This window comes from Niallia sp. CD-39 (assembly GCF_059874745.1).
Genome location: NZ_JCBCPS010000001.1, coordinates 33,476 through 59,429 on the forward strand (window position 1 = coordinate 33,476; position 25,954 = coordinate 59,429).

The 25,954-nt window shown below is 35.8% G+C and carries 30 protein-coding genes and 1 pseudogene; 23 read left to right on the forward strand and 8 right to left on the reverse strand.

The window, feature by feature from the left end; translation table 11 throughout:
• Nucleotides 1-67: 67 nt before the first annotated feature.
• On the reverse strand, nt 68-436 hold the full coding sequence (locus AC6F34_RS00185) for a VOC family protein (RefSeq protein ID WP_500767753.1): 369 nt from the start codon (nt 434-436) through the stop codon (nt 68-70).
• 317 nt (nt 437-753) lie between these two features.
• Between AC6F34_RS00185 and AC6F34_RS00190 the strand changes: the two are divergent.
• The 3 genes and pseudogenes from AC6F34_RS00190 to AC6F34_RS00200 all read left to right on the forward strand — a co-directional run.
• Nucleotides 754-1,245: pseudogene (locus AC6F34_RS00190) on the forward strand (transposase); the annotation flags it as partial.
• Between the two features lie 64 nt (nt 1,246-1,309).
• A complete protein-coding gene (locus AC6F34_RS00195; protein ID WP_500767755.1) occupies nt 1,310-1,753 on the forward strand; it encodes an NUDIX domain-containing protein in 444 nt (147 codons plus the stop codon).
• 15 nt (nt 1,754-1,768) lie between these two features.
• On the forward strand, nt 1,769-2,215 hold the full coding sequence (locus AC6F34_RS00200; protein ID WP_500767757.1) for a hypothetical protein: 447 nt from the start codon (nt 1,769-1,771) through the stop codon (nt 2,213-2,215).
• A 62-nt stretch (nt 2,216-2,277) separates the two neighbouring features.
• Here AC6F34_RS00200 and AC6F34_RS00205 read toward each other — a convergent pair whose 3' ends face one another.
• The 3 genes from AC6F34_RS00205 to AC6F34_RS00215 are packed head-to-tail and all read right to left on the reverse strand — an operon-like array spanning nt 2,278 to nt 4,653.
• Nucleotides 2,278-2,970 carry a hypothetical protein gene (locus tag AC6F34_RS00205; protein WP_500767759.1) on the reverse strand — a complete coding sequence of 231 codons (693 nt, stop codon included), beginning with the start codon at nt 2,968-2,970 and terminating at the stop codon, nt 2,278-2,280.
• Nucleotides 2,930-3,535 carry a response regulator transcription factor gene (locus AC6F34_RS00210; RefSeq protein WP_500767761.1) on the reverse strand — a complete coding sequence of 202 codons (606 nt, stop codon included), beginning with the start codon at nt 3,533-3,535 and terminating at the stop codon, nt 2,930-2,932. Before AC6F34_RS00210 ends, AC6F34_RS00205 begins: the two co-directional genes overlap by 41 nt.
• The gene (locus AC6F34_RS00215; protein WP_500767763.1) at nt 3,532-4,653 is read right to left on the reverse strand and encodes a sensor histidine kinase; all 1,122 of its coding nucleotides are present in this window, start codon (nt 4,651-4,653) and stop codon (nt 3,532-3,534) included. The genes AC6F34_RS00210 and AC6F34_RS00215 overlap by 4 nt, the downstream gene beginning before the upstream one ends.
• Nucleotides 4,654-5,130: 477 nt before the next feature.
• Between AC6F34_RS00215 and AC6F34_RS00220 the strand changes: the two genes are divergently transcribed.
• The 5 genes from AC6F34_RS00220 (at nt 5,131) to AC6F34_RS00240 (ending at nt 8,876) form a co-directional block, all read left to right on the forward strand.
• Nucleotides 5,131-6,630 (forward strand): SLC13 family permease, encoded by a 1,500-nt coding sequence (locus AC6F34_RS00220; RefSeq protein ID WP_500767765.1) that lies wholly within the window; start codon nt 5,131-5,133, stop codon nt 6,628-6,630.
• 234 nt (nt 6,631-6,864) lie between these two features.
• Entirely contained in the window at nt 6,865-7,269 is a 405-nt protein-coding gene (locus AC6F34_RS00225) for a GNAT family N-acetyltransferase (protein ID WP_500767767.1), read from the forward strand.
• Nucleotides 7,270-7,494: 225 nt separating this feature from the next.
• Nucleotides 7,495-7,950, forward strand: coding sequence for a GNAT family N-acetyltransferase (locus AC6F34_RS00230; RefSeq protein ID WP_500767769.1), 456 nt, complete (start codon nt 7,495-7,497; stop codon nt 7,948-7,950).
• A 4-nt stretch (nt 7,951-7,954) separates the two neighbouring features.
• Nucleotides 7,955-8,191, forward strand: a complete 237-nt coding sequence (locus tag AC6F34_RS00235; RefSeq protein WP_500767771.1) for a hypothetical protein — start codon at nt 7,955-7,957, stop codon at nt 8,189-8,191.
• Between the two features lie 85 nt (nt 8,192-8,276).
• The gene (locus AC6F34_RS00240) at nt 8,277-8,876 is read left to right on the forward strand and encodes a VanZ family protein (protein WP_500767773.1); all 600 of its coding nucleotides are present in this window, start codon (nt 8,277-8,279) and stop codon (nt 8,874-8,876) included.
• Nucleotides 8,877-9,263: 387 nt separating this feature from the next.
• Here AC6F34_RS00240 and AC6F34_RS00245 read toward each other — a convergent pair whose 3' ends face one another.
• The gene (locus tag AC6F34_RS00245; RefSeq protein WP_500767775.1) at nt 9,264-9,449 is read right to left on the reverse strand and encodes a hypothetical protein; all 186 of its coding nucleotides are present in this window, start codon (nt 9,447-9,449) and stop codon (nt 9,264-9,266) included.
• A gap of 38 nt (nt 9,450-9,487) precedes the next feature.
• Entirely contained in the window at nt 9,488-10,288 is an 801-nt protein-coding gene (locus tag AC6F34_RS00250; protein WP_500767777.1) for an aminoglycoside adenylyltransferase domain-containing protein, read from the reverse strand.
• A gap of 161 nt (nt 10,289-10,449) precedes the next feature.
• Between AC6F34_RS00250 and AC6F34_RS00255 the strand changes: the two genes are divergently transcribed.
• The 3 genes from AC6F34_RS00255 to AC6F34_RS00265 all read left to right on the forward strand — a co-directional run bounded on the left by AC6F34_RS00255 (nt 10,450) and on the right by AC6F34_RS00265 (nt 12,216).
• Nucleotides 10,450-10,929 carry an RNA polymerase sigma factor gene (locus AC6F34_RS00255; RefSeq protein ID WP_500767779.1) on the forward strand — a complete coding sequence of 160 codons (480 nt, stop codon included), beginning with the start codon at nt 10,450-10,452 and terminating at the stop codon, nt 10,927-10,929.
• 10 nt (nt 10,930-10,939) lie between these two features.
• Entirely contained in the window at nt 10,940-11,104 is a 165-nt protein-coding gene (locus AC6F34_RS00260) for a hypothetical protein (protein WP_500767781.1), read from the forward strand.
• Between the two features lie 236 nt (nt 11,105-11,340).
• A complete protein-coding gene (locus tag AC6F34_RS00265) occupies nt 11,341-12,216 on the forward strand; it encodes a DUF2785 domain-containing protein (protein WP_500767783.1) in 876 nt (291 codons plus the stop codon).
• 222 nt (nt 12,217-12,438) lie between these two features.
• Here the strand turns inward: AC6F34_RS00265 and AC6F34_RS00270 are convergent, their stop codons facing one another.
• Nucleotides 12,439-12,771 carry a hydrolase gene (locus AC6F34_RS00270; protein WP_500767785.1) on the reverse strand — a complete coding sequence of 111 codons (333 nt, stop codon included), beginning with the start codon at nt 12,769-12,771 and terminating at the stop codon, nt 12,439-12,441.
• A 172-nt stretch (nt 12,772-12,943) separates the two neighbouring features.
• On the opposite strand from AC6F34_RS00270, the gene AC6F34_RS00275 reads away from it, so the two are divergent.
• Entirely contained in the window at nt 12,944-14,026 is a 1,083-nt protein-coding gene (locus tag AC6F34_RS00275) for a metallophosphoesterase (RefSeq protein ID WP_500767787.1), read from the forward strand.
• Nucleotides 14,027-14,262: 236 nt separating this feature from the next.
• Nucleotides 14,263-15,213, forward strand: coding sequence for an NAD(P)H-dependent flavin oxidoreductase (locus AC6F34_RS00280; RefSeq protein ID WP_500767789.1), 951 nt, complete (start codon nt 14,263-14,265; stop codon nt 15,211-15,213).
• Between the two features lie 150 nt (nt 15,214-15,363).
• Here AC6F34_RS00280 and ric read toward each other — a convergent pair whose 3' ends face one another.
• Complete coding sequence (gene ric, locus AC6F34_RS00285; protein ID WP_500767791.1) at nt 15,364-16,059, reverse strand: iron-sulfur cluster repair di-iron protein; 696 nt, start codon at nt 16,057-16,059, stop codon at nt 15,364-15,366.
• Nucleotides 16,060-16,347: 288 nt separating this feature from the next.
• Between ric and AC6F34_RS00290 the strand changes: the two genes are divergently transcribed.
• The 10 genes from AC6F34_RS00290 (at nt 16,348) to AC6F34_RS00335 (ending at nt 25,943) form a co-directional block, all read left to right on the forward strand.
• Nucleotides 16,348-17,946, forward strand: a complete 1,599-nt coding sequence (locus AC6F34_RS00290) for an ABC transporter substrate-binding protein (protein WP_500767793.1) — start codon at nt 16,348-16,350, stop codon at nt 17,944-17,946.
• 451 nt (nt 17,947-18,397) lie between these two features.
• Entirely contained in the window at nt 18,398-19,348 is a 951-nt protein-coding gene (locus tag AC6F34_RS00295; protein ID WP_500767795.1) for an ABC transporter permease, read from the forward strand.
• Between the two features lie 4 nt (nt 19,349-19,352).
• Entirely contained in the window at nt 19,353-20,207 is an 855-nt protein-coding gene (locus tag AC6F34_RS00300; RefSeq protein WP_500767797.1) for an ABC transporter permease, read from the forward strand.
• Between the two features lie 33 nt (nt 20,208-20,240).
• Nucleotides 20,241-21,230: an ABC transporter ATP-binding protein gene (locus AC6F34_RS00305; RefSeq protein WP_500767799.1), complete on the forward strand. Its 990-nt coding sequence runs from the start codon at nt 20,241-20,243 to the stop codon at nt 21,228-21,230.
• Nucleotides 21,220-22,218, forward strand: a complete 999-nt coding sequence (locus AC6F34_RS00310; RefSeq protein WP_500770066.1) for an ABC transporter ATP-binding protein — start codon at nt 21,220-21,222, stop codon at nt 22,216-22,218. The genes AC6F34_RS00305 and AC6F34_RS00310 overlap by 11 nt, the downstream gene beginning before the upstream one ends.
• Complete coding sequence (locus AC6F34_RS00315) at nt 22,211-22,654, forward strand: hypothetical protein (protein ID WP_500767801.1); 444 nt, start codon at nt 22,211-22,213, stop codon at nt 22,652-22,654. Before AC6F34_RS00310 ends, AC6F34_RS00315 begins: the two co-directional genes overlap by 8 nt.
• Nucleotides 22,655-23,048: 394 nt before the next feature.
• A complete protein-coding gene (locus tag AC6F34_RS00320) occupies nt 23,049-23,579 on the forward strand; it encodes a competence protein ComK (protein ID WP_500767803.1) in 531 nt (176 codons plus the stop codon).
• Nucleotides 23,580-23,737: 158 nt separating this feature from the next.
• Nucleotides 23,738-24,190 carry a GNAT family N-acetyltransferase gene (locus AC6F34_RS00325; RefSeq protein ID WP_500767805.1) on the forward strand — a complete coding sequence of 151 codons (453 nt, stop codon included), beginning with the start codon at nt 23,738-23,740 and terminating at the stop codon, nt 24,188-24,190.
• On the forward strand, nt 24,187-24,693 hold the full coding sequence (locus tag AC6F34_RS00330) for a GNAT family N-acetyltransferase (RefSeq protein ID WP_500767808.1): 507 nt from the start codon (nt 24,187-24,189) through the stop codon (nt 24,691-24,693). Before AC6F34_RS00325 ends, AC6F34_RS00330 begins: the two co-directional genes overlap by 4 nt.
• Nucleotides 24,694-24,791: 98 nt before the next feature.
• Nucleotides 24,792-25,943, forward strand: coding sequence for a PstS family phosphate ABC transporter substrate-binding protein (locus AC6F34_RS00335; protein WP_500767810.1), 1,152 nt, complete (start codon nt 24,792-24,794; stop codon nt 25,941-25,943).
• Nucleotides 25,944-25,954: the final 11 nt, after the last annotated feature.

Below are 25,954 nucleotides of genomic sequence, written 5' to 3' on the forward strand. Positions count from 1 at the left end.
TCTGTACTCTTCTTCTTGAATACTAAAAGGTTTTTCAGTGTTCTAGTCTACATCTAGTGGCATTCTGTTATTCCTTTTCTAAAAACTCGATTCGATTTCCAAATGGATCGAATACGAAAATACGTTGAATCCCTGGAATTTCAATATCTTCTTTATACTCAATTCCAAGCTGCTTTAGCTTTTCTTTGAATGCAAATAAGTTTTCAACTTCAAAAGCGGGATGTGCTTTTTTTGCCGCAAAAAAATCTTCTTGTACTCCGATATGAATTTGTTGATGACCACAAGCGAACCAAACACCGCCTCGTTTTATTAAATTGGTAGGCTTCTCGATTTCTTGTAAGCCAAGTGCGCCACTAAAAAAAGCTCTAGCATCCTCTTCACAGCCTTGAGGTGCTGCTAACTGTACATGATCAATTCCTTTAACAATGAAAGTCATCGTAATCACTCCTTCTTTTTTAACTATATTAGATTAATACTGATAAGAGAAGAAAGAATATTTAAATAAAAGGCATAAGTAAAACTTATGACAGACTGTAGATAAACTATTAAATTTTTAGTTTGCCTACGTTTTTTTGTTTAAAATTGAAGGAAAGATCTTGATTATCGCTTAAGGCGAATGCTTTCCGCGGGCATGGCGTGAGCCGCATCGTCGCTATCGCGACGCTTCAGTCTCACCTGCCACGCTTTCCCGCAGGAGTCATCGCCTTTCACTCTAATCCATCGAATTTATACTTAATTTTTAGCTGAAGAAACTTGATGACTAAAAATCAAAATAATGAACGTGAACAATTAGAAGCTTTAAGCATAGTAGAACTTGTTCCTAAGGATCATTTAGCTCGAAAATTAGACGCTGCGATTGATTTTACTTTCATTTATCTTTTAGTGGAACACCTCTATTCTAATGTTGGGAGACCAAGTATCGATCCCGTTGTTTTATTTAAAATGGCGTTTATTCAATATGTGTTTGGTATCCGATCCATGCGTCAAACAATAAAAGAAATTGAAACTAATTTTGCTTATCGTTGGTTTTTAGGAATTGGATTCTATTCAGAAGTTCCTCATTTTTCTACCTTCGGAAAACTACGAGCGACGTTACCATGATTCAGATATATTTGAACAGATTTTCTATCTTATTTTAAGGGAAATCATGGGCTACTACAGTCGGAACATATCTTTATTGATTCCAATCATGTGAAAACGAGTGCTAACGACATAAGTAAAACTTATGATAAATATATTCTGAAAATTGTTACAACAAAAGCTTTTTATTGATATACTTTAATCGAAAATAAAGGGGGTCTCTAACTTTTTGTTTATTGTAAATACCGAAGTAGCGATTTGTCATAATAACAAGTGGTTAATCATTCAACGTAGTTTTAAAGAGGACCATGCTGCAGGTTTGTTAGCGCTTGTAGGAGGGAAGGTTGACCATGGTGAAGCAGTTGGTGATATCCTTGAGAAAACAGTCGTACGAGAAGTGTATGAAGAGGTAGGTATTAAACTTTTGAATCCGATTGAATATGTTCATAGCACTTGTTTTCAGGCTGATCTTGGAGAAATGGTTGTTGATATTGTATTTTATACATCAGTTCCCGAAAAAGCGGCTTATGTGAAAAGTGATGATGAGGTTGAACAGTTAATGTGGCTTACGGCTGAGGAGGTTGAGCAAAACGACAATGCGCCAGATTACTTGAAAGAAAGCATTCGTCGGGCGGAAGGAAAAAGACTTCAGAACAGATCAATGCAAAACTAGAAAAGAGTTGATGACTTGGAAAGTAGAGAAGAAGTGAAGAGGAAGCTACATTTTTTATTTAGGTTCATTATGTTTGCTACATTAACAGCAGGTCTTGTTTATATCGCCGTCTATAAGTTTGCAATCATTCCGTTTGGTTATGAGTTAGTTGAGTCGACTGAAACTCATGTTGTTGTCAATGACTTAAATATGATTGGTATGGTTAAGGATCAAATACATCTTGAATTCAGCAATGATCAATCGCACAGGGCGGCACTCATCCAAATGGACATTGATAGGCTTACGTTGTATACATGGTTTATAATGCTAGCTATCATCATCTGTTCATACCTATTATTCTATCGCCTACGCGAAGGGAATAAGCTATTACATGCGTTTTGGGAATCGGGATTTATGGTAGTAGTATTATTTCTATTTTTGCTAAATTCAGTCCACAACTCATTACAAAAATTACTATTTTAATAACCCCAAAGGATATACCTTTGGGGTCAGTTTAGTTTTATCTAGAATACATGTGGATGTTATTACGATTTACTGAAGATTTGAGTGCCACTATAAACGATATCAATAATGACGACAATTGCCCAGATCATTGATGCGCGATATAGAAACTCCGTTGGGTAGGGAGATGCTTCGAATTGACCAGCAGAGATCCAATCACCAATGGTTTGTAAGTAATTCCCCCATTCAAACAATGATTCTGTTCCAAGTGTCCAAAAGATGATTTGCGCTATGATGAAGATGATGACATGAGCACCAGTTATGGTTAACTCTTTCTTTTTCTTGTATTGTGGATTTTGTTCTTTTTCGATGATTTCTTTGTCCTTATCTGTCAATAAGTCGATACCTCGATAGTTCCCAATCTTTATTCTCATCCATCGATCAATATTCTTAAAGTCATTAATCCCGAAAGTAACTGCATAGACGACAAATATAGAAATGATAATCGTAAAACTTGATACTTCTCCTGTGTAACGATAAATCATCCAAGCGATCGCCGCTTCAAATGCAGTGGCAATTATAAAAATAAAGATAAAGGTAAGACTTGTTTTTTGTTTATTAAAATAGTATCTAGTGACTCCAAAAAGTAATAAGGCAATTGCTGAAATAATTTCAGCCCCAATAAACAGCTCCCATTGATTCTCAATTAAAAATGCTTCCATTGTATTCATCCTTTCACAACCAACCGTTTTCTTCGGCTTTTCGTACTGCATCATATCGAGTGGCTACTGCTAATTTTTGAGTAGCTGATGATAAATAGTTCCGAACTGTACCTTCAGTTAAATGCCATTTAAATGCGATTTCATCCGTATTTAACCCATTTCTTACTTCAATTAACATATCTACTTCTCTTGTTGATAGAGGATTTTGCTCAAGAGAGAACAATAGAGGTGTTAATTCAGGTGATACGATTGTCTTACCATCAGCAATATCACGTAAATAGGCTACGATTGTTTCGATTGGTTCATCTTTTAATAAATAGCCATTAACTTTTGCAGCCATTGCTCTCTCAATGTACCCAGATCGTGAAAAGGTTGTTAATAAAACAATCTTACCTTTAAATGCAAGTGATTTTAGTTTTTCTGATAGTTCAATTCCAGTTAATCCGGGCATTTCGATATCTAATAATGCGATGTCTACCGGCTGGTGTATCATGTACTGTAACGCATCTTCACCATTCCCAGTAGTGAATACGACTTCAAAATCTTTTTCTAAAGATAATAAAGATTCAAGAGCATCTCGTAAAAGTCGTTGGTCTTCTGCAAGCAATAGTTTAATCAACGCAAATCCTCCTGTTTAATTGGAATGTAAAGTTGAATAGATGTTCCGTTCGTAGAATCGCTACTAATTTGGCATAATCCATTAACGTATTTCATGCGATCCCTTAAGGATTGAAGGCCGTGTCCGTTCGTAGCAATTCTCTCATTAAATCCTTTTCCATCATCTTTAATCATAATGACCATTGTGTCTTCTTTTCGAGAAAAATCAATCCAAGTATGCTTCGCTTCACTATGCTTATACACATTTAAAGCTGTTTCACGAATCGATTGGGCAATCATTGTTTCCGTTACTTCTGATAGTTGTGGAATACAATCTTGCCCTGTGATCGATAAAGTGAATTTTCCTTGTAGCAGTAGTTGTTCAGCTCGCTCAAGCTCATCTTTAATGGATATAAATTTTAAAGTTGTCACAAGTTCTCGTACTTGCTTTGTCGCATACCGAGTTGTTTGCAGTACATCATGCATTTCGTTCTTGGCGATTTCTGGATCGTTGTCAATCTTTTTGATTGCTAGTTCACTCTTCATTTTCATGATCATTAATGTGTGCCCAAGTGTGTCGTGAAGTTCACGTGCTATCCGATTTCGTTCTTCCTCTTTTGCATAATGCTGTAACTCTCTCTTCGCTTCTTCTAAGTCATACTTTACTTCCTTTGACTTCAAAATAAAGCGGAATATATATGGAATTGCAATTTGCAAAATTAAAAACGGGAATAGAGCAGATGTGAAATATTCACCAAAATTTGTCCCACTTACAAAATAAAAAGTAAGCAAATGGGTTGCTATCAGGAAGAGTTGTTGAACGATTAGTTCTGGGAATATCCTGACTTTTGCATTCGCATCGGTAAAGAAAAACAAGTAAATAAGGAGCCAACCAGTTAGCTGTATTCCTAATAGAACAAAACAGGCAAAACCTATTATACTGACAGCGACGAATGTCCATCCAGTGGACCAAATCATGACATAATAGCTTAGTAAAATGAGGAGTAGCAACAATAATCTTAACCAGATTGAAAATGGTGCCTCAAATGTAAGTACGTTAAAAAATAAAAAAACAGTTCCTATGACATCTAGTAGAAAAAAACGTCGAATATCTTCATTAGGATAAAATTTGAATTTCATCTCGTGCCTCCTGCTTATATAGTCATATTTTAGACTAAAAATGGAATTGCATCTATTCATTGTCATCACTTGTTTGATATGACAAGTGTCATATGAGGCGATTGGCAACGCCAACACTTGCTTTCGTCTTGCTAGGGCATAGGAGCCCCCAATAATCTATATGGTCGTATTTGGTATGCACTCGACTTCACACTTATACTGACAATTCTTTTAAAATCCACTTATAAAGTACGTAGACAAAGTCGCAATTAGATTTTGTCTTTATTTATTTAAAGTTAATGACTATGTAATTATATCCCTTTAGATAGTATGCAAAAATAGTAAAAATAACATTTTTTCTAACATAAATGGCTAAATGTTACTAGTTTGTATATGTAATTGTCGAAAATTCTTCATTTGATAATAATATAATTTTGAAAATTCGACATAAATCGTGTAAAGTATTAAGAGTCAACTTTAAAAAGGTAGGTGGGATTAATGGGAGAAGTTTTGAATTCTTATAATCGTTCCAAGTTTATTGGTCTGTTATTAGGGCCAATTGCAGCATTAGTCGTTTTCTTCATGATTCCTACTGATGCAATTGGGTACGAAGGTAGAGTAGTCATTGCGAGTATTACAATAATTGGGGTTTATTGGGTAACAGAAGCTGTTCCTATGGCGGTAGCATCACTATTGCCTTTGCTCATTATTCCACTCTTTGGAGGGGCGCCACTTGATGTTGTTTCTCGTTCTTATGGGGAACCAGTTATCTTTATGTATATGGGCGGATTCATATTGGCGGTAGCAATTGAAAAATGGAATCTCCATAGAAGAATTGCCTTAAACATTATCGATCTAATCGGAACGGAGAGCCATAGAATTATACTAGGTATTATGCTTGCAACGGGGTTATTAACGATGTTTATATCAAATGCTGCTACAGCATTAATGATGCTTCCAGTTGCACTTGCTCTTATTTCTGAGATGAAAGATAAAAAAATATTAAGTGATCAGAATTTGAAATTTTTTGCAAAATCAATCTTGTTAGCGGTTGCATATACTGCAACAATCGGTGGTCTTTCTACATTAGTCGCTGCGGTACCGAATGCAGCATTAGCTGGGATTGCTAGAATTCAATTCGGTATAGAAGTAACGTTCGTGCAATGGCTAATCTTTGCTGGACCAGTTGCACTTATTATGCTAGTCTTCTTGTATTTTTATTTAACGAAGATCCGCTTCAGAGTTAATTCTGAAACAAATAAGTCCGTTACTTTTATAAAAGATGAAAAGAAAAAGCTTGGTAAAATCAAAACTGAAGAATGGGTGGTCATTGCAGTATTTGCACTAACTGTCTCCCTATGGGTAGGAAAACCAGCAATATCATGGGTTGCTGATCAAGTATCATTCTTATCATTTTTAAGTAGACTTGGTTCACTTCCAGATGCAAGTGTATCCATGATGGGTGCGATTTTATTATTCTTCTTACCAAGTACAAAAAAGGGAGAGAGAATACTAGAATGGGATGACTTAATCAAACTACCATGGGGAGTGCTTGTCCTATTTGGTGGAGGAATGGCGTTAGCAGCAAGCCTCCAACACTCAGGGGTTAATGATTGGATAGCAGTTGCACTACAAGGATTATCGCAATATACTCCTTTTATTATCATTCTATTATTAGTAATTATTGTATTGGGAATGACTGAAATCTTGTCAAATACAGCAGTAGCCAATCTTGTCTTACCAATCTCCGCTAGTTTAGCAATAGCTATTGGAATTGACCCATTAATTATGATGGCAGCAGTTGCATTAGCAGCTGGATCTTGTTATATGCTACCGGTAGCTACACCACCTAATACTGCAGTATTTAGTGCAGGCGAACTAGAAGTTGCCGATATGGCGAAAGCTGGCGTATGGTTGAACATAGTAAGTGTTGTAATCATTACAATTGCTGTATATTATTGGGCTCCTATAGTTTTCGGAACTAGTTTAACCTCATAAATCGATTCATCTAAAGGTCGGGGAACCCCGACCTTTTACACGTCATGGTACCCTTAGTATGACATAATAATTAAATTCAATGGTTAATATAAAGCGTGCAATTGCTTCATATAAATATGAGGGTTATATAGATAATTAAATTATTCTCAATATTAAATTTAGTGATTTTATTCATTGTATTTTATCGTATAATAAGGGAAAGGAATTTTTAAGATGATCGAAAGGAGAGAGGACATGAAAGCATTTACACCAGTCATCAATCTATCGATAAAAAATGATGAAGTCCCTAGCTTAAGAGAATCAGTTGGGAGGGAACGGAGAGAGCAAGATTATCCAGATCTTTTTATTCGTTGTAACTTTTGGGCAGGCATTCGTAATGAGAAAAATGAATTAATTGCATTTGGGTACATATGTGGGATGGGGTTAGAACACGGATATTTAGAAGGTGTGATTGTCCATCCAGACTTTCAGCATAGAGGATTTGGTAAGAAACTGATTCAAGCATTGCTAGAAGAGGCTAACGAGTACGGTCTACGTACCGTTATTGTAAGTTCTTCTGAAGAAAATAAAAATCTATATGAGCAAAGTGGATTTAACCTTTCATATGGTGGAGTATGGCATAATCCTAAAATGGCTTAGTCATCTTAGATAAACGAAGAGAAACAGAGCATAAGAGGATAGCTCCTTAAGGGGTGTATCCTTTTTGGTCTGATTGTAAACAGCTTTTCTTGTTAGATAGAGATATCGAACTTGCACTTTTTAACTAAAAGATAGAAAATAAATGATAGGATCGTATGAGGAAATACTAACAGTCAAAAGGATTGTGAAAAAGCAAACATACGACCGATAAGGGGTGTGAATTTTATGGAAATTAAAGTAGAAGATTTGTCGAGTCAGGCTGTAATCGATCTCATAGATGAGCATATTGCGAGTATGAATGATATATCACCTGCTGAAAGTGTTCATGCATTAGATGTTTCAAGGCTCAAGGATTCAAGTATTACATTTTGGAGTGCATGGGAAGAGGTTGATCTTCTAGGAGTTGGGGCATTAAAGGAGCTTTCTTCATCACATGGAGAGGTAAAGTCAATGCGAACCGTAAAAGAGCATTTACGAAAAGGAATCGCAGCGCTTATGCTGGAGCATATTATTACAGAGTCGATCAATAGGGGATATAAACATCTCAGTCTAGAAACTGGTTCGATGAAGGAATTTGAACCTGCAAGAAGATTGTATGAACGATTTGGCTTCCGCTATTGTGAACCTTTTGGTGATTACAAAGAAGATGAAAATAGCGTATTTATGACAAAGGAATTGTAACAGAATGGATATTGAGTTGTTTAACAATTTTTTAAATAAATTAGATGAGATGAAGATGTATTATCAGATTTGTAAAGTCCGTAAAGAATCTATCTTAGTTGAGGTCATGATTCCGGGGCATCGTTGGGAGATTGATTTCTTTGAAGATAACACCATAGAAGTATCTGTTTTTACATCAAGTGAACGCATTTATAATGTTCATAAAATAGATGACTTACTAGATCTTCTTTCTACATCTTAATCGAAATAAACTTTGTAGATTCATTCTTTCTAATTGAATGGATCTATTTTGTTGAGGATATCAATTTTATGTTTGAGGTGAAGGTATGCGGTTAATTATGCATTATATACAAGAGATGATCATGTTTGCTCTTATTGTATTACCTGTATATATAATAATTAGATTTTTGTATTTTTGGATAAAGAAAGAAACGCCAGAATTTAAAAGGGAAGTTGTATTAATGGTTTTGATTCTTTATAGTTTAGCTCTTGCAACACAAACCATCTCTCCTCGTTTTGGTTATGGTTTTTCATGGAGTGAGATGTTAGAGCTTTTTACTTATAGCTTATCAACAATTAATTTTATCCCTTTCCAAACAATCTCAAGCTATTTATTTCAAACAGAATCATACATGTATCATATTGCTATTGTAAATCTAGTAGGAAACATCGTGATGTTTATTCCTTTCGGTTTTTTGTTGCCTCTATTATGGAAAAAGTGGAGAAGTGTAAAATCAATTGTATTTGTTGGGCTCGGGATTACGTGCTCTATTGAATTTATCCAATTGTTCATTGGGAGATCAACAGATATAGACGACGTTATTTTAAATTTATTAGGAGTATTAGTTGGATACGGGTTATATAAAGCTATTACTGCGCGTTTAATTAAAAAAGGTCAATTACATATGCCTAAGATTGCTAAATAAAAAAGCGCTTTTCATTTTGATCTTTTGAAGAATCACACTAAATGTATAAATAAGCTTTAGTGTTTAATGTGATTATATGTAAAATTAATTGGTTCACATTATATGATGTTATTAAGTAATTGCTAATAAGTTATTCGCATGGATTATAAATTGATCTTTAATATCTCGGCTGTCCAATCTTGTATCTTTTTCAATAAATTGCATTTACTCATGAACTGATTCATTATTTCATCTAACTTCATCATTTCAGTGCCAATATCAATTGCCATGTTGTATTAGATCGATGCTATGTATGTTCCAATCATCGATTACTTTGAACTTTTGGCCATTGTGTATATAAATGCAAAAGGGCTCCCCTGAATGAAAAAAGACTGAAAAAAGCATTCATCAGTCTTTTTTTAATTCTTCTTTCTTCACTTTCATATAATCTTCATAAGCGATGGTTACTCGATCTTTTTTTGGAGCGATTGGATCTATCCTCGCCACGATCTCATTAAGGAGATATAAGCCCCTAAACAAACAGCCGAGAACAATCCCAAAAGCAAGGATAGCTCCAACTAAAGGCCCCATCATAACTAGGATTAACCCCAAAATACATGATGCTATTATAGTTAAGAATAAAGGCATTCTAACTTCACTTCCTCTTTAAAGATATATTTTCCTTTTGTCTCGTATTGTATGAGCCCTATCATAGCTGAAGCGCATTCTATAATTGCATCATCAGTCGATGGAAAATTTTCTTCTCCCAACTGATAGGCTTTAAGGCTATTAGATATAACCTCTATCCTTTCAGAAGACATATGTGATAACGCCCATTCGGCACCTTCTTGCTTTGAAGATACTTCATTCGTGACAAGAAAATGGAGTGTTCTGCATATGTTTAAAATTGAATAAATTGGGGCGTCAAGTATGTTTTGTCGCGTTTTGGGTAAATCGTAAAAAACAGCATCAAGATAACTCTCTTTTGACACTTTTGGTATTACTTCTGCAATTGTCTTTCCAAATAAGCATTTCCCACGATTCGTTGTTACGTGAAAATGTGCAGCTAAATCTGGATCAACATCATTGCCGCAAAGGTAATTAGGATTTTCAAGATAATGTGGTTTATGTAGTTTGGAATAATGATACAAGAACCTCATTGGGTATTGATTTTCTAGGAGATCTTCTTCTAACAATACGCTTACTTCAAATCCATTGCCGCTTTGTTCTTCATCTAATGTAAAGAGTGTATTAGAAAAAGAACGAAAAACATCGAAAGTCTGCTCTTCTGAAATGACAATCAATACATCAATATCACTTTTTGTTTGTTGAAAACAACCCATCGCTAACGAGCCATGTAAATAAACTCCAACAAGAGAATCCTTGAAAATATGTTGGCATTCTAATACGAAGCGATCAAGAATTTTTTCCATTATTTTCACCTCATTAGCTATCATATAACGAATAGTGCTTAAAATATAGAGATCAATTAAAAAGTAAGTAATTAAAACCTAAAGTTGATTAGGGTGAAGGACCTTTGAAACAAATCGCATGCTTAAACGACTAATTTGTAGGTGGCATGAGGGGGAATTGGATGTTTACCATTCACACTTTGGTTGATGCTTATTATGATGATATTTATCATTTTTGTTTGTTTTATACAAATCAAAAGGAGCTTGCGGAAGATATCACCCAAGAAACTTTTTTGAAAGCATTTGAACGATTGGGAATGTTGAATGATTCAACAAAGGCAAAGACATGGTTATTGTCAATTGCTCGGAATACCGCAGTTGACTCATTTAGAAAAGAGCAATCAAGGAGGAGGATGAGGAGATATTTAAAAAGGGAAGAGGAGGGTGACATTCCCACGGATGTATTAATTCGTGAAGAGGAGTGGAGACAGGTCCAAGAGGGATTATTGCGCTTAAAGCCCCATTATCGGCATGTCGTTATTTTGCGTGGAATTAAGGATTTGAGCATTAAAGAGGCAGCAGAGATTTTAGGGTGCCATGAGAGAAAGATTCGTGTAGATTTTCATCGCGCAATAAAACAGTTGAAAAAAATTGTGAATTGAGGTGGTAGCTATGAAGAAGCATAAAGAGGAGACAAGGAATCTATTTGCACATTTAAGAAATCACCCACATCTACACCCAGATTATGTACGAAAAGAAATATTGAAGGCATTGTTCACAGAAAAAGCTTCAGTAAATGATAAGAAGCACGTAAAATGGAATAAATACCTTATGTAACGGAAATCATTCTTTTCTTCTAATTTTATAGATTAATGTTTAACGAGTTAAAAAGGGAGCAAGCCCTTTCTGATGATGATCCAGGGAAGAGACCAGACCATTATTGTGCAAAAATCGTTGATGAGAATGAGGGCGCATTCTAGTAGAATTTTCAGGTGAGATCATAGAGGTTGAACTAGTTTTTGAAGAACAAAGGAAGGTAAATAAAAATCAATTAAAAGAAGGTGAACAATCCGATGAATGAATGTCAGTTGAAAGAAAGGTTATTCGTAGCAACAGATGCAGAAGCCGACCTAATTATGCCAATGCTTCAACATATCGGTGCAATTGATCCACAGTTAAGAGACGAGTTAATATATTTTAAGCTTTCAAATTGGATTACTACGGGGCAATTGTCCAAACAGACACTTATCCAAATTGCAGAGATTTGTTTAGACGAACATCTATTTTTCGCAATTGGTTCAAAAGATGGTGTGGAGGGACTAAGGCGATCGTTTTCAGCATTAATCTTAGCTGCTATCGCACATTTTGATCATAAAAGCAGGGTATTGCCAAATTCGTTAATTCTGAAAATCAGCAATGCAGCAATTGAGTACGTAAGGACGGAGAAGGATGTTCGCGGATATGTAGAAGGAAGTGGCTGGCATCATGCGATTGCGCATGGAGCAGATTTACTTGCAGAATCAGTTGCGCATCCCTTATTTAACATCGAACTGCATGAGGACGTCTTAAGATCGATTGAAACAGCCTTGTTCATAGAAGAACCATACGTGGACGATGAACAGGAGCGTCTTTTGATCATTATTGATGGCTTAATTATAAATGGAATAGAGATAGGACAATTACACAACTGGCTAGAAAAGTTAGATGAAAGTATGAATCAAATCTATTCAACAGATGGAGCATCGGTAATGTTTTATAAATTACATTATAATTATTCACAATGGATGAAGTCGATTTATTTTAAATACAAACCTTATAGTGAAATGAATGTTGTTGTGAACTATGCCGATCGAGTCATTCAAGAATGGCGACATAGGTTATATGGAGTTCAGAGTCCGACTTTTGATAAAGCACTCTATCAAATTGAAAACAAAAGCACCTATAATTAAGGTGCTTTCAGACTGTTGACAAACGCTCGCATACGTCGTTGTTTGGCATCAAAGTTCCCTCATGAACCGTGTGTTCTATTCGGGTCTTCATTCGACCGCACGCCTAGTCTGACAAGCGTTTTCAAGACATTCTGAGGGTTTCTCTTATTATCAAAAAGTACTACGAAAAAAATGTAGACAAAGTCGAAATCGACTTTGTCTACAATCTCAAAGCACCTATAATTAAGGAGCTTTCGTTTCGTAATCTAATAGCCCAGCTTCTTCTATATGGACCCTCGCTTGTTCATCACCTAGTTTGTGTATCATTTCGTACAGTTTCTTCATTGTATGGTCGTATTCTGGGTTTTGGGTTTTCTTCGAGTATTCTAGAAAAGGTACATGTGCCCGTAGGTACGTTTTCATCTCTGCAGTGTAATTTTTTTCCACATATTCAGCGACCTTCTGAATTTCATCATCCCTTGCAAATACTTTATACTGCCATTCTCCTTCAACATCATTTTTAAAGATTTCACCGTTTTCAATGTTAATATAATAAGCTGATCTTGTTTCTTCCATTTATACCAACTCCTTTATACATCCATTCCCGAATGTAATGACTTCGAAACTAGCTATTCTACAATGCTTCCTAGGGTAAGAAGAAAATTGTAAGGAATTAGAGTGAAATCAGTTGACTTCTTTTAATAAACTTGACTATAGTGAAATCACATAGATAAAAAGGAGTACTGCGATGTTTTGGGTAGCTTTAATTGTTTTTTTCATATTGTATGGCTTGATTTGTTTTTACATAGGTTTTAATGGCTGGAAATGGTTGCAATCGACGTTCGATTTTAAGTACAAAAAAACGTACATAGTGATCATTAGTTTGCTATCCGTTATTTATTTTATTTCCTATCCATTGTCATTCCCAATTTTAGAGCTAATCGGAGGATATTGGCTTATTGTTGTTGGATATGGTTTGCTGATTCTTCCGATCGCTAATCTTATATATTTCCTCACAAAAAAAAGATGGAAAACGGCAATTGGCGGAGTTGTAATTGCTGTATATGCTTTTATTCTTATTTTTGGATCATTCAATGCATGGTCTCCAGTCGTAAGAGAATACGATATTACAATTGATAAAGAGATTGCGAGCGAAGACAAGGAGATCCAAGTCTTGCTTGCAGCAGACTTGCATTTAGGGACAATCGTTGGCAAAAATCATTTAGAAAAGCTTGTTAAGATTGTAGAAGATGTCTCACCAGATCTTGTACTCATGCCAGGGGACATTATAAATGATGATATTACACCGTATTTAGAGGAAGAAATGGGTGAAGCGATGGCTAAGCTAGATGCGACTTATGGCGTTTATGCAGTTCCGGGCAATCACGATTACTACGGTGGAGACAATGATCGCCTAAAAAGCGAACTTGAATCGATTGGTATTCCATTATTAATGGATGAGGCGATAGAACTTGATAATGGAATAGTCATTGTTGGCCGAAATGACTCCACATATGATGCTAGACAAACGATTGAAGAACTAATGAGTCCAATTGCTTCTGAGAAACCAGTACTAATGCTCGATCATCAGCCACGTGAAATAACGGAAGCCGCTGAAGCAGAAGTCGATCTCATTGTTTCTGGACACTCTCATAGAGGTCAAGTGGCACCAGCACACTTAATTACACAACGTTTATATGAAAATGATTGGGGGCATTTACAGAAAGATCAGCTTCATTCTTTTACAACATCTGGATTCGGCTTTTGGGGACCAGCAATTAGAATTGGAAGCCGTTCTGAAGTAATGGTCATAAACATTACATTTAAATAATAGCTCCCTCATACATAGACAAAGTCGACTTTCGGCTTTGTCTATATTTTTATTGAGGTTAATAAAAAGACACGAACCCGGAAAAGTCTTAAAACTCTTATTTGGTTGTATAACAGGCGAGTTTAGTATCTGATAGTAGTCTGAAAAGCATATTCGGATTTTTATACCCAAGAAAAGGGGTTTCTTCCATTATTGTCGAATAATTTAGATAATTAATAAAAAGGAGTTTTGTGAACATGGAAAAGAAAGCGCTTAATAAAATGAAGAGCAGATTAAAATTGCCAGTCATTGTTGCTCCAATGTTTTTAATATCTGATCCGAAGCTCGTAGTAGAATCTTGTAAAAATGGTGTAATTGGAACGTTTCCAGCTCTAAATGCTCGAACAGTTGAGATTTTAGAAGAGTGGTTACAGGAAATAAAAATGTCAGTTGAAGCAACCGATGCCCCTTGGGGAATTAACTTTATTACACATCGATCAAATAAACGATACTTAGAAGACCTTGAACTGATTAAAAAATACCAACCTCCAATTGTCATCACATCTCTAGGGGACCCTGGTCCTTGTGCTGAGATTGTACATGAGTATGGAGGAATGGTTTTAACGGATGTAATTAATATTAAATTTGCAAAAAAGGCAATTGAAAAAGGAGCAGATGGGCTAGTCCTAGTTTCTACTGGTGCTGGTGGTCATGCAGGTACCTACAACCCGATTGCCTTTATTAATGAAGTGAGAGCATTCTTTGATGGCCCTGTTTGTTTGGCAGGTGGGATGTCAAAAGGTGAAGATATATTAGCAGCAGAAGTACTAGGGGCAGACTTTGCATACTTGGGTACAAGATTCATACCTGCTACTGAGAGTTTAGCTCCAGAAGAATATAAACAAATGATTGTAGATTCAGGAATTGAAGATATTGTGTATACAGATGCATTTAGTGGAGTAAATGCTAACTACTTAATCCCTAGCATTATAAAAGCTGGCTTAGATCCAGAGAACTTGCAAAAGAAGGATGAAATTAATTTTTCAAAGCTAAGTGATCCAAATGTAAAGGCGTGGAGAGATGTCTGGGGTGCAGGTCAAGGAATTGGTGCGATCAAAACAATCCAATCTACGGCAGAAATTATTGAGCAGCTTAAGAGTGAATATGTAAAGGCAGCAGAAAAAGTCCAAAATATATTAGTGAAATAATAAGTGTAGAGCCACCTATTTCTGGCGGCTCTAAGCTTTAGGCTAGATTATTGTCTTAGCAAATGAAATGATTAACTTTAACTCAGCATACTGTGACAAGTGATTTTAAGCCATTCTGATTAATTGGGGCAACTAGATTTATGGCTCAAGCTATAAGTATCTTGGTAATAGTATATTATTTTCAATATGAATATGCATAAACGTCTGTTCTTCAAGCATTTCTAAACGTTTATATACTAGGCGATACGTTCCACAAGCATCGATTGGTGGATCGAAATTTGAGGTTACTTGACGTATGTTTAATAATAATTGCCCAGCATTTTGGTGCTCATCTTCAAGTTCTTGAATATAATCTATGATCTCCTGCTCAATTGGAGTACTTGTTTTCTCAATTTGTAATAGCAGTGGAAAGACAATCTCATCCTCTTTTTTTGTATGGTCTAATAGCTCCTGTTTTAGTTGGTAAAAGTACTCATGTACTTTTATCAGTTCAGGATGTCTTTCACCATGAACACGAGATAATTTTGTAATGTATGGGCTTAGTGCAGAAAGCTCTTCCTTTAATGGTGCATGATACTGTTTTTGAATATGGTCAATAATTTCTTCGGAAAAACTACTTGTCCATACTGATAGATCCTCTTGAGTATGTTGATTGTTTTTAACAAAAGATTCGAGTTCATCTATTAATTCTGGTAATGGTACATCTGCTTTTGCAGTTGCCTCTTGTAATGGGATTTTCCCCCCGCAGCAAAAATCAATTCTATACTGTTTAAATATATCGCTTGTTTTAGGGTATTCATTGACAATGTCTTTTACAAGTTGCGAACCATTTATAAAGTGAGCCATCATTTTCCCTCCTATTCATTTCTATCCTAACTGTATCGTATTCCAACTTCCTAACCTGTGATTCATATCACATATTTAATGAAATCTAATAAACGACGCAAAAAGAAGAATAAAAATGACTAAACCAAGACAAGTTAGAAATACAATTTGTTATCAATTTTATTGAAATTTCTTAATATTAATATTAAAAGCAATTACATTGACTTCGAGATTTTACGGTGTTAAATTAATCTCATGTGAAAACTCGGAATTATGGGTTTTTACAATCATGAAGGGAGATACAACAGAATGAAAAAGAGATTTATGCCTTTTGCTGTTTTATTGATTGCATTTGTTCTTGTGCTTGCAGCATGCTCAAATGATAATAACTCGTCTGAGGATAACACAAACAATGATTCAGAAGCAGTTGAAAAAGAAGGCGGCACAATGACAATTGCCGTAACAGATAACCCGCAGGTTATGAACCCGCTATATGCAAATGACCGTATTACATTAACTTTACAACAAGCATTATATGCACCTTTATATTTCATGGGTGAAGGTGGAGAGAAGAAGTTAGTATTAGCTGACAGCTTCGAGCCTTCTGAGGATCAATTAACTTGGACTTTAACATTAAAAGATAACTTAAAATGGCATGATGGTGAAGCAATTACGGCTGATGACATTGTGTTTACAGTAGAATCAATTTTGGATGAGAACCAAAATAGTTCAATGCGTGGAAGCCTTATTTTTAATGGTGAGCCTTTAAGCGTTGAAAAGGTTGATGAATTAACTGTTGATTTTAACTTACCAACAGTAAGTGCTTCTTTCGAAGGAGCTTTAAATGACTTTTTCCCAATTCCACAACACGTATTTGAGGGAGAAGCAGACTTAATGAAGAGTGAAATGAACCAAAATCCAATCGGTTCTGGTCCATTTAAATTTAAAGAGTTTAAATCAGATGAATATATAGTCGTTGAACGTTTTGATGATTACTTTGATGGAGCGGCTAAACTAGATCAAATCGTTTATCGTATCATTAAAGATCCAAACACAGCAAACATTGCTTTACAAAACGGTGAAGTCAACATGCGATTAATTGATCCGCAAGATCATGATCGCCTTGAAGCGACTGGGAAGTTTGATATGCATACGTTCCCTGAAGGTCGTTTATTCTACTTAGCATTTAATTTAGACAGTGAGGCTACACAAAGTCAGGAACTTCGTCAAGCAGTTGCACATGCACTTGATAAGGATGAGTTAATTCAAGCAGCATTCTCATCAGAAGAATTTGCTGATCCAGCTGCTTCAATCTTAACACCTGACACAATGTACCACACTCAAGATATTACGACATATGATTATAACCAAGAAGAAGCAATGCGTCTACTTGAAGAAGGTGGAATTGCTGAAGGTCATACTCTTCGCGTCATTTATGCAAATAACAATAAAATCATGGAAAGCTTAGCACTTTACACACAACAAAAACTAGGTGAGATTGGTTTGAATGTTGATTTGACGCCAATGGATGCAAGTGCATACAGTCAAAAAACACTAGAAATGGGTACAACCGATTATGATATCAGCTTCGGCGGATACATTATGGGACCTGAGCCTGATGTTTATAAAACTTTATTCCAAAGTGATGCAGCCTATAACTTTGCTAGATACAATAATGCTGACTTTGATCAACTTTGGGAAGATGCAGCGGTAGAAACAGACCGTGACGCTCGTGCAGAATTATACAAAGAAATCCAAGAAACGATTGCACAAGATGTTCCTTACTTACCACTTGCTTATCCTAAAGCAATCTTAGCAGTAGATAAGAAATATCGTGGAATTGATGAAGCGACACCAATCCCAGTAACAATGGTGGAAGATCTATCTAAAATTTACGAAACAGAATAAAAAGTCTTAAAAAGGAAAAAAGCTGATCGATATCAGCTTTTTTCCACGTTGAATATAATTAAGAGGCAAAGGTTGCTGATATAAAGCAGAAGTTGCTGATATAAAGCAGAAGTTGCTGATATAAAGCAAAAAGTTGCTGATTTAAGGTTAAAAGTTGCTGATTTAAAGCAGAAGTTGCTGATTTAAGGTTAAAAGTTGCTGATTCTAGCTAAAAGTTACTTATATAAAGCTAAAAGTAGCTGATTTCTCAGCAAAGAAGCTGATTTTATTTGAAGTCTCCGGATATTAACCAGCAACTCGTCACACAGCCACTTATCTGTGCCGTGTTTCTTCTATAATATATCTATCAATTAATAAGATTTGCAATGTCAGTTCAAACGAATGGCATCGCTCTAATAGATATAGTAAAATAATATTTTTAACGAATAAGTAGAAAGAAGGAGGTTTGGGTGTGAAAAAGGTTATTGTTAAAAGGCTATTGAATGCGATCCCGTTGTTATTTATTATCTCAATTATTGCCTTTTTGCTCATTAAGTTGGCACCTGGGGATCCGGTACAAACATTTGTAACTCCTGACATGAATCCTGAAGATGTTGAAAGGGTTCGAATAAGTCTTGGACTTGATCAACCTGTACATATTCAGTATTTTTTGTGGCTTCAAAATGTATTGATGGGGAATTTAGGGTTTTCGATGATTAACCATCGCCCTGTTCTCGATTTAATTATTGAACGTTTGCCTGCTACTGTTGGATTAATGGGGGCTGCATTGCTATTATCACTCATCATTGCAATTCCTCTTGGGATGATTACGGCAGTAAAGAAAAATACATTTTTTGATCGTATAGCAAATTTCTTCTCTTATATTGGGATTTCGATTCCTAGTTTTTGGTTTGCACTTATGCTCATTTATATCTTTTCTTTGCAATTAAATTGGTTGCCAAGCATGGGAATGCGTTCTGTTGGATCAGATTCTTTTCTCGATATTGCGAGGCATGCAATCTTACCAGTAACTGTTCTTGCATTTCAAAACGTTTCTGTATATATGCGATATATTCGCTCAAACACGATTCGTCAGCTTGAAGAGGATTATGTACAAATCCAATATGCTTATGGTGCTAGTAGGGCAAAGATATTAATGAACCATGTGTTACGAAACGTCCTGCTTCCAATCATCACAATTATCGGATTATCCATTCCTTCGTTAGTAGGGGGAGCTTTTATAACAGAAACGGTATTTTCTTGGCCAGGATTAGGACTTTTAGGTGTAACGGCGATCTTTAGCTTCGATTACCCAATCATCATGGCAATTACACTAATTTCATCGGTTATGTTAATTCTCGGAAATCTATTTGCCGATATTCTTTACAGTGTCGTTGATCCAAGAATTAGGTTGAGGGGGTAACGGCATGAATAAAAGGAAATTTATCCAAATTAAAAATGAACTGTTAAAAAATAAATATGCCCTCGTGTCCTTACTTATTTTGTTCGTATTAATAATTTCATCGGCATTGGCATTTCTTTCACCTTTTGATCCAAACAAAATGTCAATTGTTGATCGTTTCCAAACACCGAACGGAACACACTGGTTTGGAACAGATGAATATGGACGAGATTATTTTACAAGAATTCTACACGGTGGCCAGGTTTCTCTAGCTGTCGGATTTTTATCAATGATCGTTGCGATTACGGTTGGAACAGCTGTCGGCACGATTTCTGGCTATTTTGGAGGTTGGATTGACAATCTTTTGATGCGTTTTGTTGAAGTGTTAATGTCTGTACCTTCCTTTTTCTTAATGCTTCTATTGAATGCTTATATGAAACCAGGTATCACGACTTTGGTACTCATCATTGGGTTATTTACATGGATGGAAATCGCAAGAATCGTGCGCTCAGAAACACTATCAGTTAAAGAACGTGAATATGTGATGTATGCTAAAGCTTCTGGCCAATCGTCCTTCTTCATTATAGTAAAGCATGTCATTCCTAATATCGCTTCTACGATTATTATTGCTGGGACGTTGAATATTGCAACAGCTATTCTTATGGAATCATCACTTAGTTTCTTAGGATTAGGTGTCCAACAGCCAAACGCATCATGGGGAAGCATGCTGAACAGTGCTCAAGGATTTATCGGTGAGGCTTGGTATTTAACACTATTCCCAGGGTTCTTAATTTTGTTTACAGTATTAAGTTTTAATGTACTAGGAGATGTTCTCCGGACAGCGTTCGAACCTAAAGGTTCAAATGGGCAAAGGAAGTAAGGTAGAGGTCTAATAGGGAAGGAGTGACTCATAATGACAGAGAACTTGCTAAAGGTTGATCAATTAATGACAAGTTTCTTTACTGATGCAGGTGAAGTACAAGCTGTGCGTAATGTTAGTTTCCATTTGAAAAAGGGTGAGGTTGTTGGCATCGTTGGTGAATCTGGAAGCGGGAAAAGTGTTATGGCTAAATCTGTTATGGCACTTATCAGAAGACCGGGAAAAGTCAAACAAGGACATATTGAATGGAGAGGCGAAGATTTATTACAGAAATCTGAAAGGCAGCTTCGTACGATTCGTGGGAATGAAATCGCACTGATTTCTCAAGATCCTATGTCTGCTCTAAATCCGGTTGTTCAGATTGGTAAACAGCTGACTGAAGTGATCATTCGTCATCAAAGACTCTCGAAGTTGGAAGCTGAAAAACGAGCGATCAATTTATTGAAGCAAGTAGGGATATCTTCACCAGAAGAAAGGCTTAAGCAATACCCGCATGAGCTTAGTGGTGGAATGAAGCAGCGTATCATGATTGCAATGTCAATTAGCTGCAATCCAGAATTACTCATTGCAGATGAACCTACGACAGCACTAGACGTAACAATTCAATCACAGATACTTGATTTGTTAAGAGACTTGAAAGAATCACAAGAAATGGCTGTACTTTTTATTACACATGATTTAGGTGTTGTTGCGGAGAATTGTGAACGAGTAATTGTCATGTATGGTGGAATGATTATGGAGGAAGGTCCAGTAAAAGAAATTTTCCAAAATCCTAAACATCCGTATACAGAAGGGCTACTAAATTCATTGCCAAAACGCGTTGATGGTAAAAAAGAACGGTTAGTTCCTATCCAAGGTTCGCCACCTGATTTATTAAATCCACCAAAAGGCTGTCCATTTGCAGGAAGATGTCCTTACACAATGAAGAAGTGTGAAGAGCTGCCTCCATATTTTACTGTTGGTGAAAATAGAAGAACATTATGCTGGCTGCATGAAAAGGAAGAAGGTGATAATCATGAGTGAAACCTTGCTAGATGTTCGAAACTTAAAAAAGTTTTATCCAATTAAAAGCACAAAGCTATTTGGTCAAGAGCAAATGCTTAAGGCGGTAGATGGGGTTACTTTTTCTATTAATAAAGGAGAAACCTTTGGTTTAGTTGGAGAGTCTGGATGTGGGAAGTCAACAGTTGGACGAAGCATTATTCGTTTACATGATATTACTAACGGAAACATTTATTTTGATGGGGATGATTTGGCACACTTAAATGAAAAGCAGCTGAAGAAATATCGTAAAAGAATGCAGGCAGTTTTCCAAGATCCATATGCTTCTCTCAATCCAACGATGAATGTTTTTGAACTGATTAGCGAGCCGTTAAAGATTCACGGCAATCCTTCGCAAAAGGAAATGAAGGAGCATATTTTGCATCTTTTAGATCAAGTGGGACTAAAGAAAGACCATTTGTATCGTTACCCACATGAATTTAGTGGTGGACAAAGACAACGTGTTAGCATTGCCAGGGCTCTTTCCGTACGTCCTGACTTTATCTTATGTGATGAACCTATTTCCGCTTTGGATGTGTCAGTGCAAGCACAAGTCATTAATATGCTTGAAGATATTCAAAAAGAAACTGGTGTTACGTATTTATTCATCGCACATGACCTTTCAATGGTGCGTCATATCTCGAATCGGATTGGGGTTATGTATTTAGGAAACATAGCTGAGATTGCGGAAAGTGATGAATTATATACAGAGCCATTGCATCCATATACTCAAGCATTGCTATCAGCCATTCCAGAACCTGATACAACGTTAGCTAAAAGAGAAAGAATTGTATTGCAGGGTGAGGTTCCGAGTCCATTGAATTCACCATCGGGTTGTAAGTTCAGATCGAGGTGCCCACATGCGATGCCTGTATGTGCCGAAGTAGTACCAGAGCTTCAAGAAGTGAGAAAAGGCCATCAAGTAGCATGTCATTTATATGGGGTAGAGGAGGCAACAGATAGTGAGTAAAGAAACGTTGGCTTTAAACTATGCATTAATGATTGAAATGATTCGAGCAAACGGTGTGAAGAACGAAGAACTGTTATCGCTACTGACAAAAGGTGATGTTTCATCATTTGAAAAATTTGGAGATGGAATTCCAGACTGGGAAACGTTCATTAATTATTATGAGAAAAATAAGGAAAAGCTTGAACAAGCCATCACAAACGATTATACAATTGGTTTTTTAACAAAAGGTGCACTAAAATCCTTGCTTCGCATACGTTTTAATATGTCTGAAGGCGAAGATTTTATTGATGCAGGGGATCATCTTGCGAATGTGCGCTTATCTCATGAAGAATTCGAAGACCTGCAATCTCGAATCGCAAGAAACTGGACGATTCATCTAAACACAGAAGACGAAGTTGAAAAAGTTGCCACAATTGAATTAACCCATAAAATGTAAAGAAAAAGTCGCTCATCATACAATCTGAGAGCGACTTTTTATCATTTTAAACCTAAAACTTTGAAAGTTTTGTGAACGCGTCTTTTTTAAGTCTTTTTGGGAAATTTATACTATACTCAATGATGCTTTTTTGAAATAATAAGAAAGAAGTAATCTTTTTAAAAATTCAAACAGACTTTATTCAACTTCTTGTCTTAACATCGATTAGCAGATAAGGAGGTGTTTTGTATGTGAAAAAATAAAATGAAATCCCTAGACATTCTTTAGTCATGGCCGACTAATGCCTAGGGATAAGTAGGAGTATACGAGCGTTAAGCGCTTATATCACCTAAATTTAGTATACTCCTTTTTTAACTTATTTAAAATAAGAGATTCAGTAAGGAGGTTCTAAAAATTGATTCAAAATGATATCTACGTACTAAAACCAACAGACCGGGCGCTTTTAAGCTATTATGATCACAATGGGCACCCCTATTCAGTAGTCTATACTTGTGACGGGGAAATAAGAGTACCGGCAACGACAACAAGCATTATCGAACACACTCTTAAAGCTAATGCATCTTCATTAGATGAAGTAACAGCAAGGTCAAGGATTGTATTAGGGAGGAAGGTATTTCCCCCATTAAATTTATTTGGAGATTTTGTTTGGTTCCGTATTAGAAAAGTGAAGGAAAAACACTGGGATTGGTGGAACTCAACACTCATTGCGGATACGAAGCAAATTGATGCTACAACTGCGATTGTCTATTTCTATGAAGGGGATCCGATTAAAACCTCTACGAAAAAGAAAATGTTCGACAAAAATAGAAACAAGAGTGATTCAGTTGAGAATCTATTGAACAAAAGAAATAATCATCAGCAACAAATTTCGTATGAGAAAATTTTAATCTTAGAGAGAAGCAATAGTTATTATACAAAACAATAACATGAATTAGATGGATTCTAGATGCACCTTCAGCTAAATGTAGCTGGAGGTTTTTCTTTTTAAAAATATTAAGCACGAATTCATGAAGTATAATAAACTATTAGAATAGTCAGTGGAATAGTTTTTACAATATAACGTTAAGGGTGGGTGAATGATGTGTGAAACTAATCTCGATTAATGAAATTAAGGACATTCAGATTCAAAACATTCACGATGAAAGCTTAAAAGAAGGATTTCATTTTGTAGATCGGTTGATTAAAGAGTATTTAACAGGAGTGAATACATTTACTGAACAAGGTGAAGTTCTTATAGGAGTAGTAAATAAAATGGATAAGCTGGTCGCGATTGGTGGATTGAACATTGATCCATTTAATGTTGATAGCACAGGTCGACTTCGTAGGTTTTATGTGTCCAAAGAATTTAGACGTAAAGGAATTGGTAGAGAGTTAGTGAATGAAATTTTAGTACACGGAAAAGGCTATTTTAAGAGAATTGTTCTGTTTACAGATACAACTGGTGCTGCTGATTTTTATTGCACCATCGGATTTATGAAAACAAATGAATACTTGAAAGCAACACATGTTTTTCATTATGAAAAGGAGATAACATGATAATAACGATTAAGCCACTACATCAAAAATATGCTAATCAGTTGTATAACTTTGAAAGAGATAATCGCTTTTATTTTGAACAGTTCGTACCATCACGTGGTGAAGAGTATTATAAAGTGGATCATTTTAAGAAAAGTTTAGATCAATTATTAAAATTGCAAGAAGATCGTAAGGATTTATTCTATCTTATCCTAAATGATAGTGATGACATTCTTGGAAGAATTAATATAACGGATCTCACTGGTCGTTATGGGTTTCTTGGGTACCGTGTCGGTGAATCAGCGGTAGGAAAAGGTGTAGCAAGCCGTGCAGTTGGACAATTGATCCAAGAACTAAAGGAGAATCAATCAGTAGACCTTTTATATGCAAAGGCTATGAAAACAAATAAAGCCTCCCAAAAGGTATTAACTAATAATGAATTTCAATGTATTGAGCACTCTTTTTGGCCGCAAAAGGATCATAATCATCATGAATTTACTTACTACAAAAATAAATTAGTGTAAAAATACACTAATTGTATTTATTTATTCTTTATGCTGTGCTACAATCCAATTATTAAGTTAATCACATTTTGAAAATTTTAATAATGGAGGATTCCATCATGAAAGTGTTTATTGCTCTTATTTTGTTTTTTGCGTTTATTGGCGTCGGTTTTTTTGGTTTGATTTTTGCATCGTTCTCAATGCAACCTCATTTTTATATGCCTTACGTAGTAGTAGTTGGGATCGGTACGTATATCATTACAATCCTTGCTTTATATGGGAGAATCAATTCAAAAACAAAAAAGAGTCTTGTAGTTTCATTCTTTGGACTAGCAATTATAACTGTAATAGGTTTTAACGTATATATAACGTATGAAAAGAGCTTAGAAGTTGTTAGTACACAGGATACAGACTTAGAGGAATTTGTTCCTTTTTCAAAAGGAAGTAAAGCAGTAACATTGGATGGTCAGGCACGTTTGCAGGTAGAAGATCCATTACCACGTCTTGACGGATCAACAGCATTGTATCCATTATATGCAGGGTTTGCTCAAGCTGTTTATCCAGAAAAAGAATATAGCAGCTATGAAGGTGAGGTTGTCTCTACCCAAACAAGTGGGGCATATGAAAGGTTACTAAAAGGGGACGCTGACCTTATTTTTATGCCGTATCCATCTGAAAAGCAATTAAGTGAAGCACAAGCTAATGGTGTAGAATTAGAGTTTACACCGATAGGTAACGAAGCTTTTGTTTTCTTTACTCATCACAGTAATCGTGTTGATTCGTTAACGATTGAAGAGATTCAAGATATTTATGGTGGCAAAATTACGAATTGGAAGGAAGTCGGTGGTACAAATAAAGAGATTCGTGCCTTTCAACGTCCAGAAGGAAGCGGAAGCCAATCAGCTCTTATTCGCCTAATGGATGGTAGACAGTTGACTGAGGCTCCTACGAAGTATGTTCAAGCAGGTATGGGTGGAATCATTAGTGAAACGAGCAATTATCGTAATGGCAAGGATGCAATTGGCTATTCTTTTCGTTATTACTCGCAAGAAATGGTCCAAAACGGTAAAATTAAGTATATCGCCATAGATGGCGTAGAACCAACAAAGGAAAATATTCGCAACGGCACATATCCAATTGTTAATTCAATCTTTGCAATTTCAAACAAGAATCAAGACAATCCACAAGTACAAGAAATGCTAGAATGGATTCTTTCAGAGGAAGGTCAGGAGATTGTGGACAAGACAGGTTATGTTCCGCTTGTTGAATAACAGGAGGATAG

What these genes read in the sequence shown, in the direction of transcription:
- AC6F34_RS00300 (WP_500767797.1), top strand. Translation starts at nt 19,353, where the DNA reads ATGAATAAAAGGAAATTTATCCAAATTAAAAATGAACTGTTAAAAAAT.
- AC6F34_RS00215 (WP_500767763.1), bottom strand. Translation starts at nt 4,653, where the DNA reads ATGAAATTCAAATTTTATCCTAATGAAGATATTCGACGTTTTTTTCTA.
- AC6F34_RS00330 (WP_500767808.1), top strand. Translation starts at nt 24,187, where the DNA reads ATGATAATAACGATTAAGCCACTACATCAAAAATATGCTAATCAGTTG.
- ric (WP_500767791.1), bottom strand. Translation starts at nt 16,059, where the DNA reads ATGGCTCACTTTATAAATGGTTCGCAACTTGTAAAAGACATTGTCAAT.
- AC6F34_RS00250 (WP_500767777.1), bottom strand. Translation starts at nt 10,288, where the DNA reads ATGGAAAAAATTCTTGATCGCTTCGTATTAGAATGCCAACATATTTTC.
- AC6F34_RS00225 (WP_500767767.1), top strand. Translation starts at nt 6,865, where the DNA reads ATGAAAGCATTTACACCAGTCATCAATCTATCGATAAAAAATGATGAA.
- AC6F34_RS00275 (WP_500767787.1), top strand. Translation starts at nt 12,944, where the DNA reads ATGTTTTGGGTAGCTTTAATTGTTTTTTTCATATTGTATGGCTTGATT.
- AC6F34_RS00290 (WP_500767793.1), top strand. Translation starts at nt 16,348, where the DNA reads ATGAAAAAGAGATTTATGCCTTTTGCTGTTTTATTGATTGCATTTGTT.
- AC6F34_RS00335 (WP_500767810.1), top strand. Translation starts at nt 24,792, where the DNA reads ATGAAAGTGTTTATTGCTCTTATTTTGTTTTTTGCGTTTATTGGCGTC.
- AC6F34_RS00240 (WP_500767773.1), top strand. Translation starts at nt 8,277, where the DNA reads ATGCGGTTAATTATGCATTATATACAAGAGATGATCATGTTTGCTCTT.
- AC6F34_RS00235 (WP_500767771.1), top strand. Translation starts at nt 7,955, where the DNA reads ATGGATATTGAGTTGTTTAACAATTTTTTAAATAAATTAGATGAGATG.
- AC6F34_RS00220 (WP_500767765.1), top strand. Translation starts at nt 5,131, where the DNA reads ATGGGAGAAGTTTTGAATTCTTATAATCGTTCCAAGTTTATTGGTCTG.
- AC6F34_RS00270 (WP_500767785.1), bottom strand. Translation starts at nt 12,771, where the DNA reads ATGGAAGAAACAAGATCAGCTTATTATATTAACATTGAAAACGGTGAA.
- AC6F34_RS00260 (WP_500767781.1), top strand. Translation starts at nt 10,940, where the DNA reads ATGAAGAAGCATAAAGAGGAGACAAGGAATCTATTTGCACATTTAAGA.
- AC6F34_RS00305 (WP_500767799.1), top strand. Translation starts at nt 20,241, where the DNA reads ATGACAGAGAACTTGCTAAAGGTTGATCAATTAATGACAAGTTTCTTT.
- AC6F34_RS00280 (WP_500767789.1), top strand. Translation starts at nt 14,263, where the DNA reads ATGGAAAAGAAAGCGCTTAATAAAATGAAGAGCAGATTAAAATTGCCA.
- AC6F34_RS00255 (WP_500767779.1), top strand. Translation starts at nt 10,450, where the DNA reads ATGTTTACCATTCACACTTTGGTTGATGCTTATTATGATGATATTTAT.
- AC6F34_RS00245 (WP_500767775.1), bottom strand. Translation starts at nt 9,449, where the DNA reads ATGATGGGGCCTTTAGTTGGAGCTATCCTTGCTTTTGGGATTGTTCTC.
- AC6F34_RS00230 (WP_500767769.1), top strand. Translation starts at nt 7,495, where the DNA reads ATGGAAATTAAAGTAGAAGATTTGTCGAGTCAGGCTGTAATCGATCTC.
- AC6F34_RS00185 (WP_500767753.1), bottom strand. Translation starts at nt 436, where the DNA reads ATGACTTTCATTGTTAAAGGAATTGATCATGTACAGTTAGCAGCACCT.
- AC6F34_RS00205 (WP_500767759.1), bottom strand. Translation starts at nt 2,970, where the DNA reads ATGATGCAGTACGAAAAGCCGAAGAAAACGGTTGGTTGTGAAAGGATG.
- AC6F34_RS00265 (WP_500767783.1), top strand. Translation starts at nt 11,341, where the DNA reads ATGAATGAATGTCAGTTGAAAGAAAGGTTATTCGTAGCAACAGATGCA.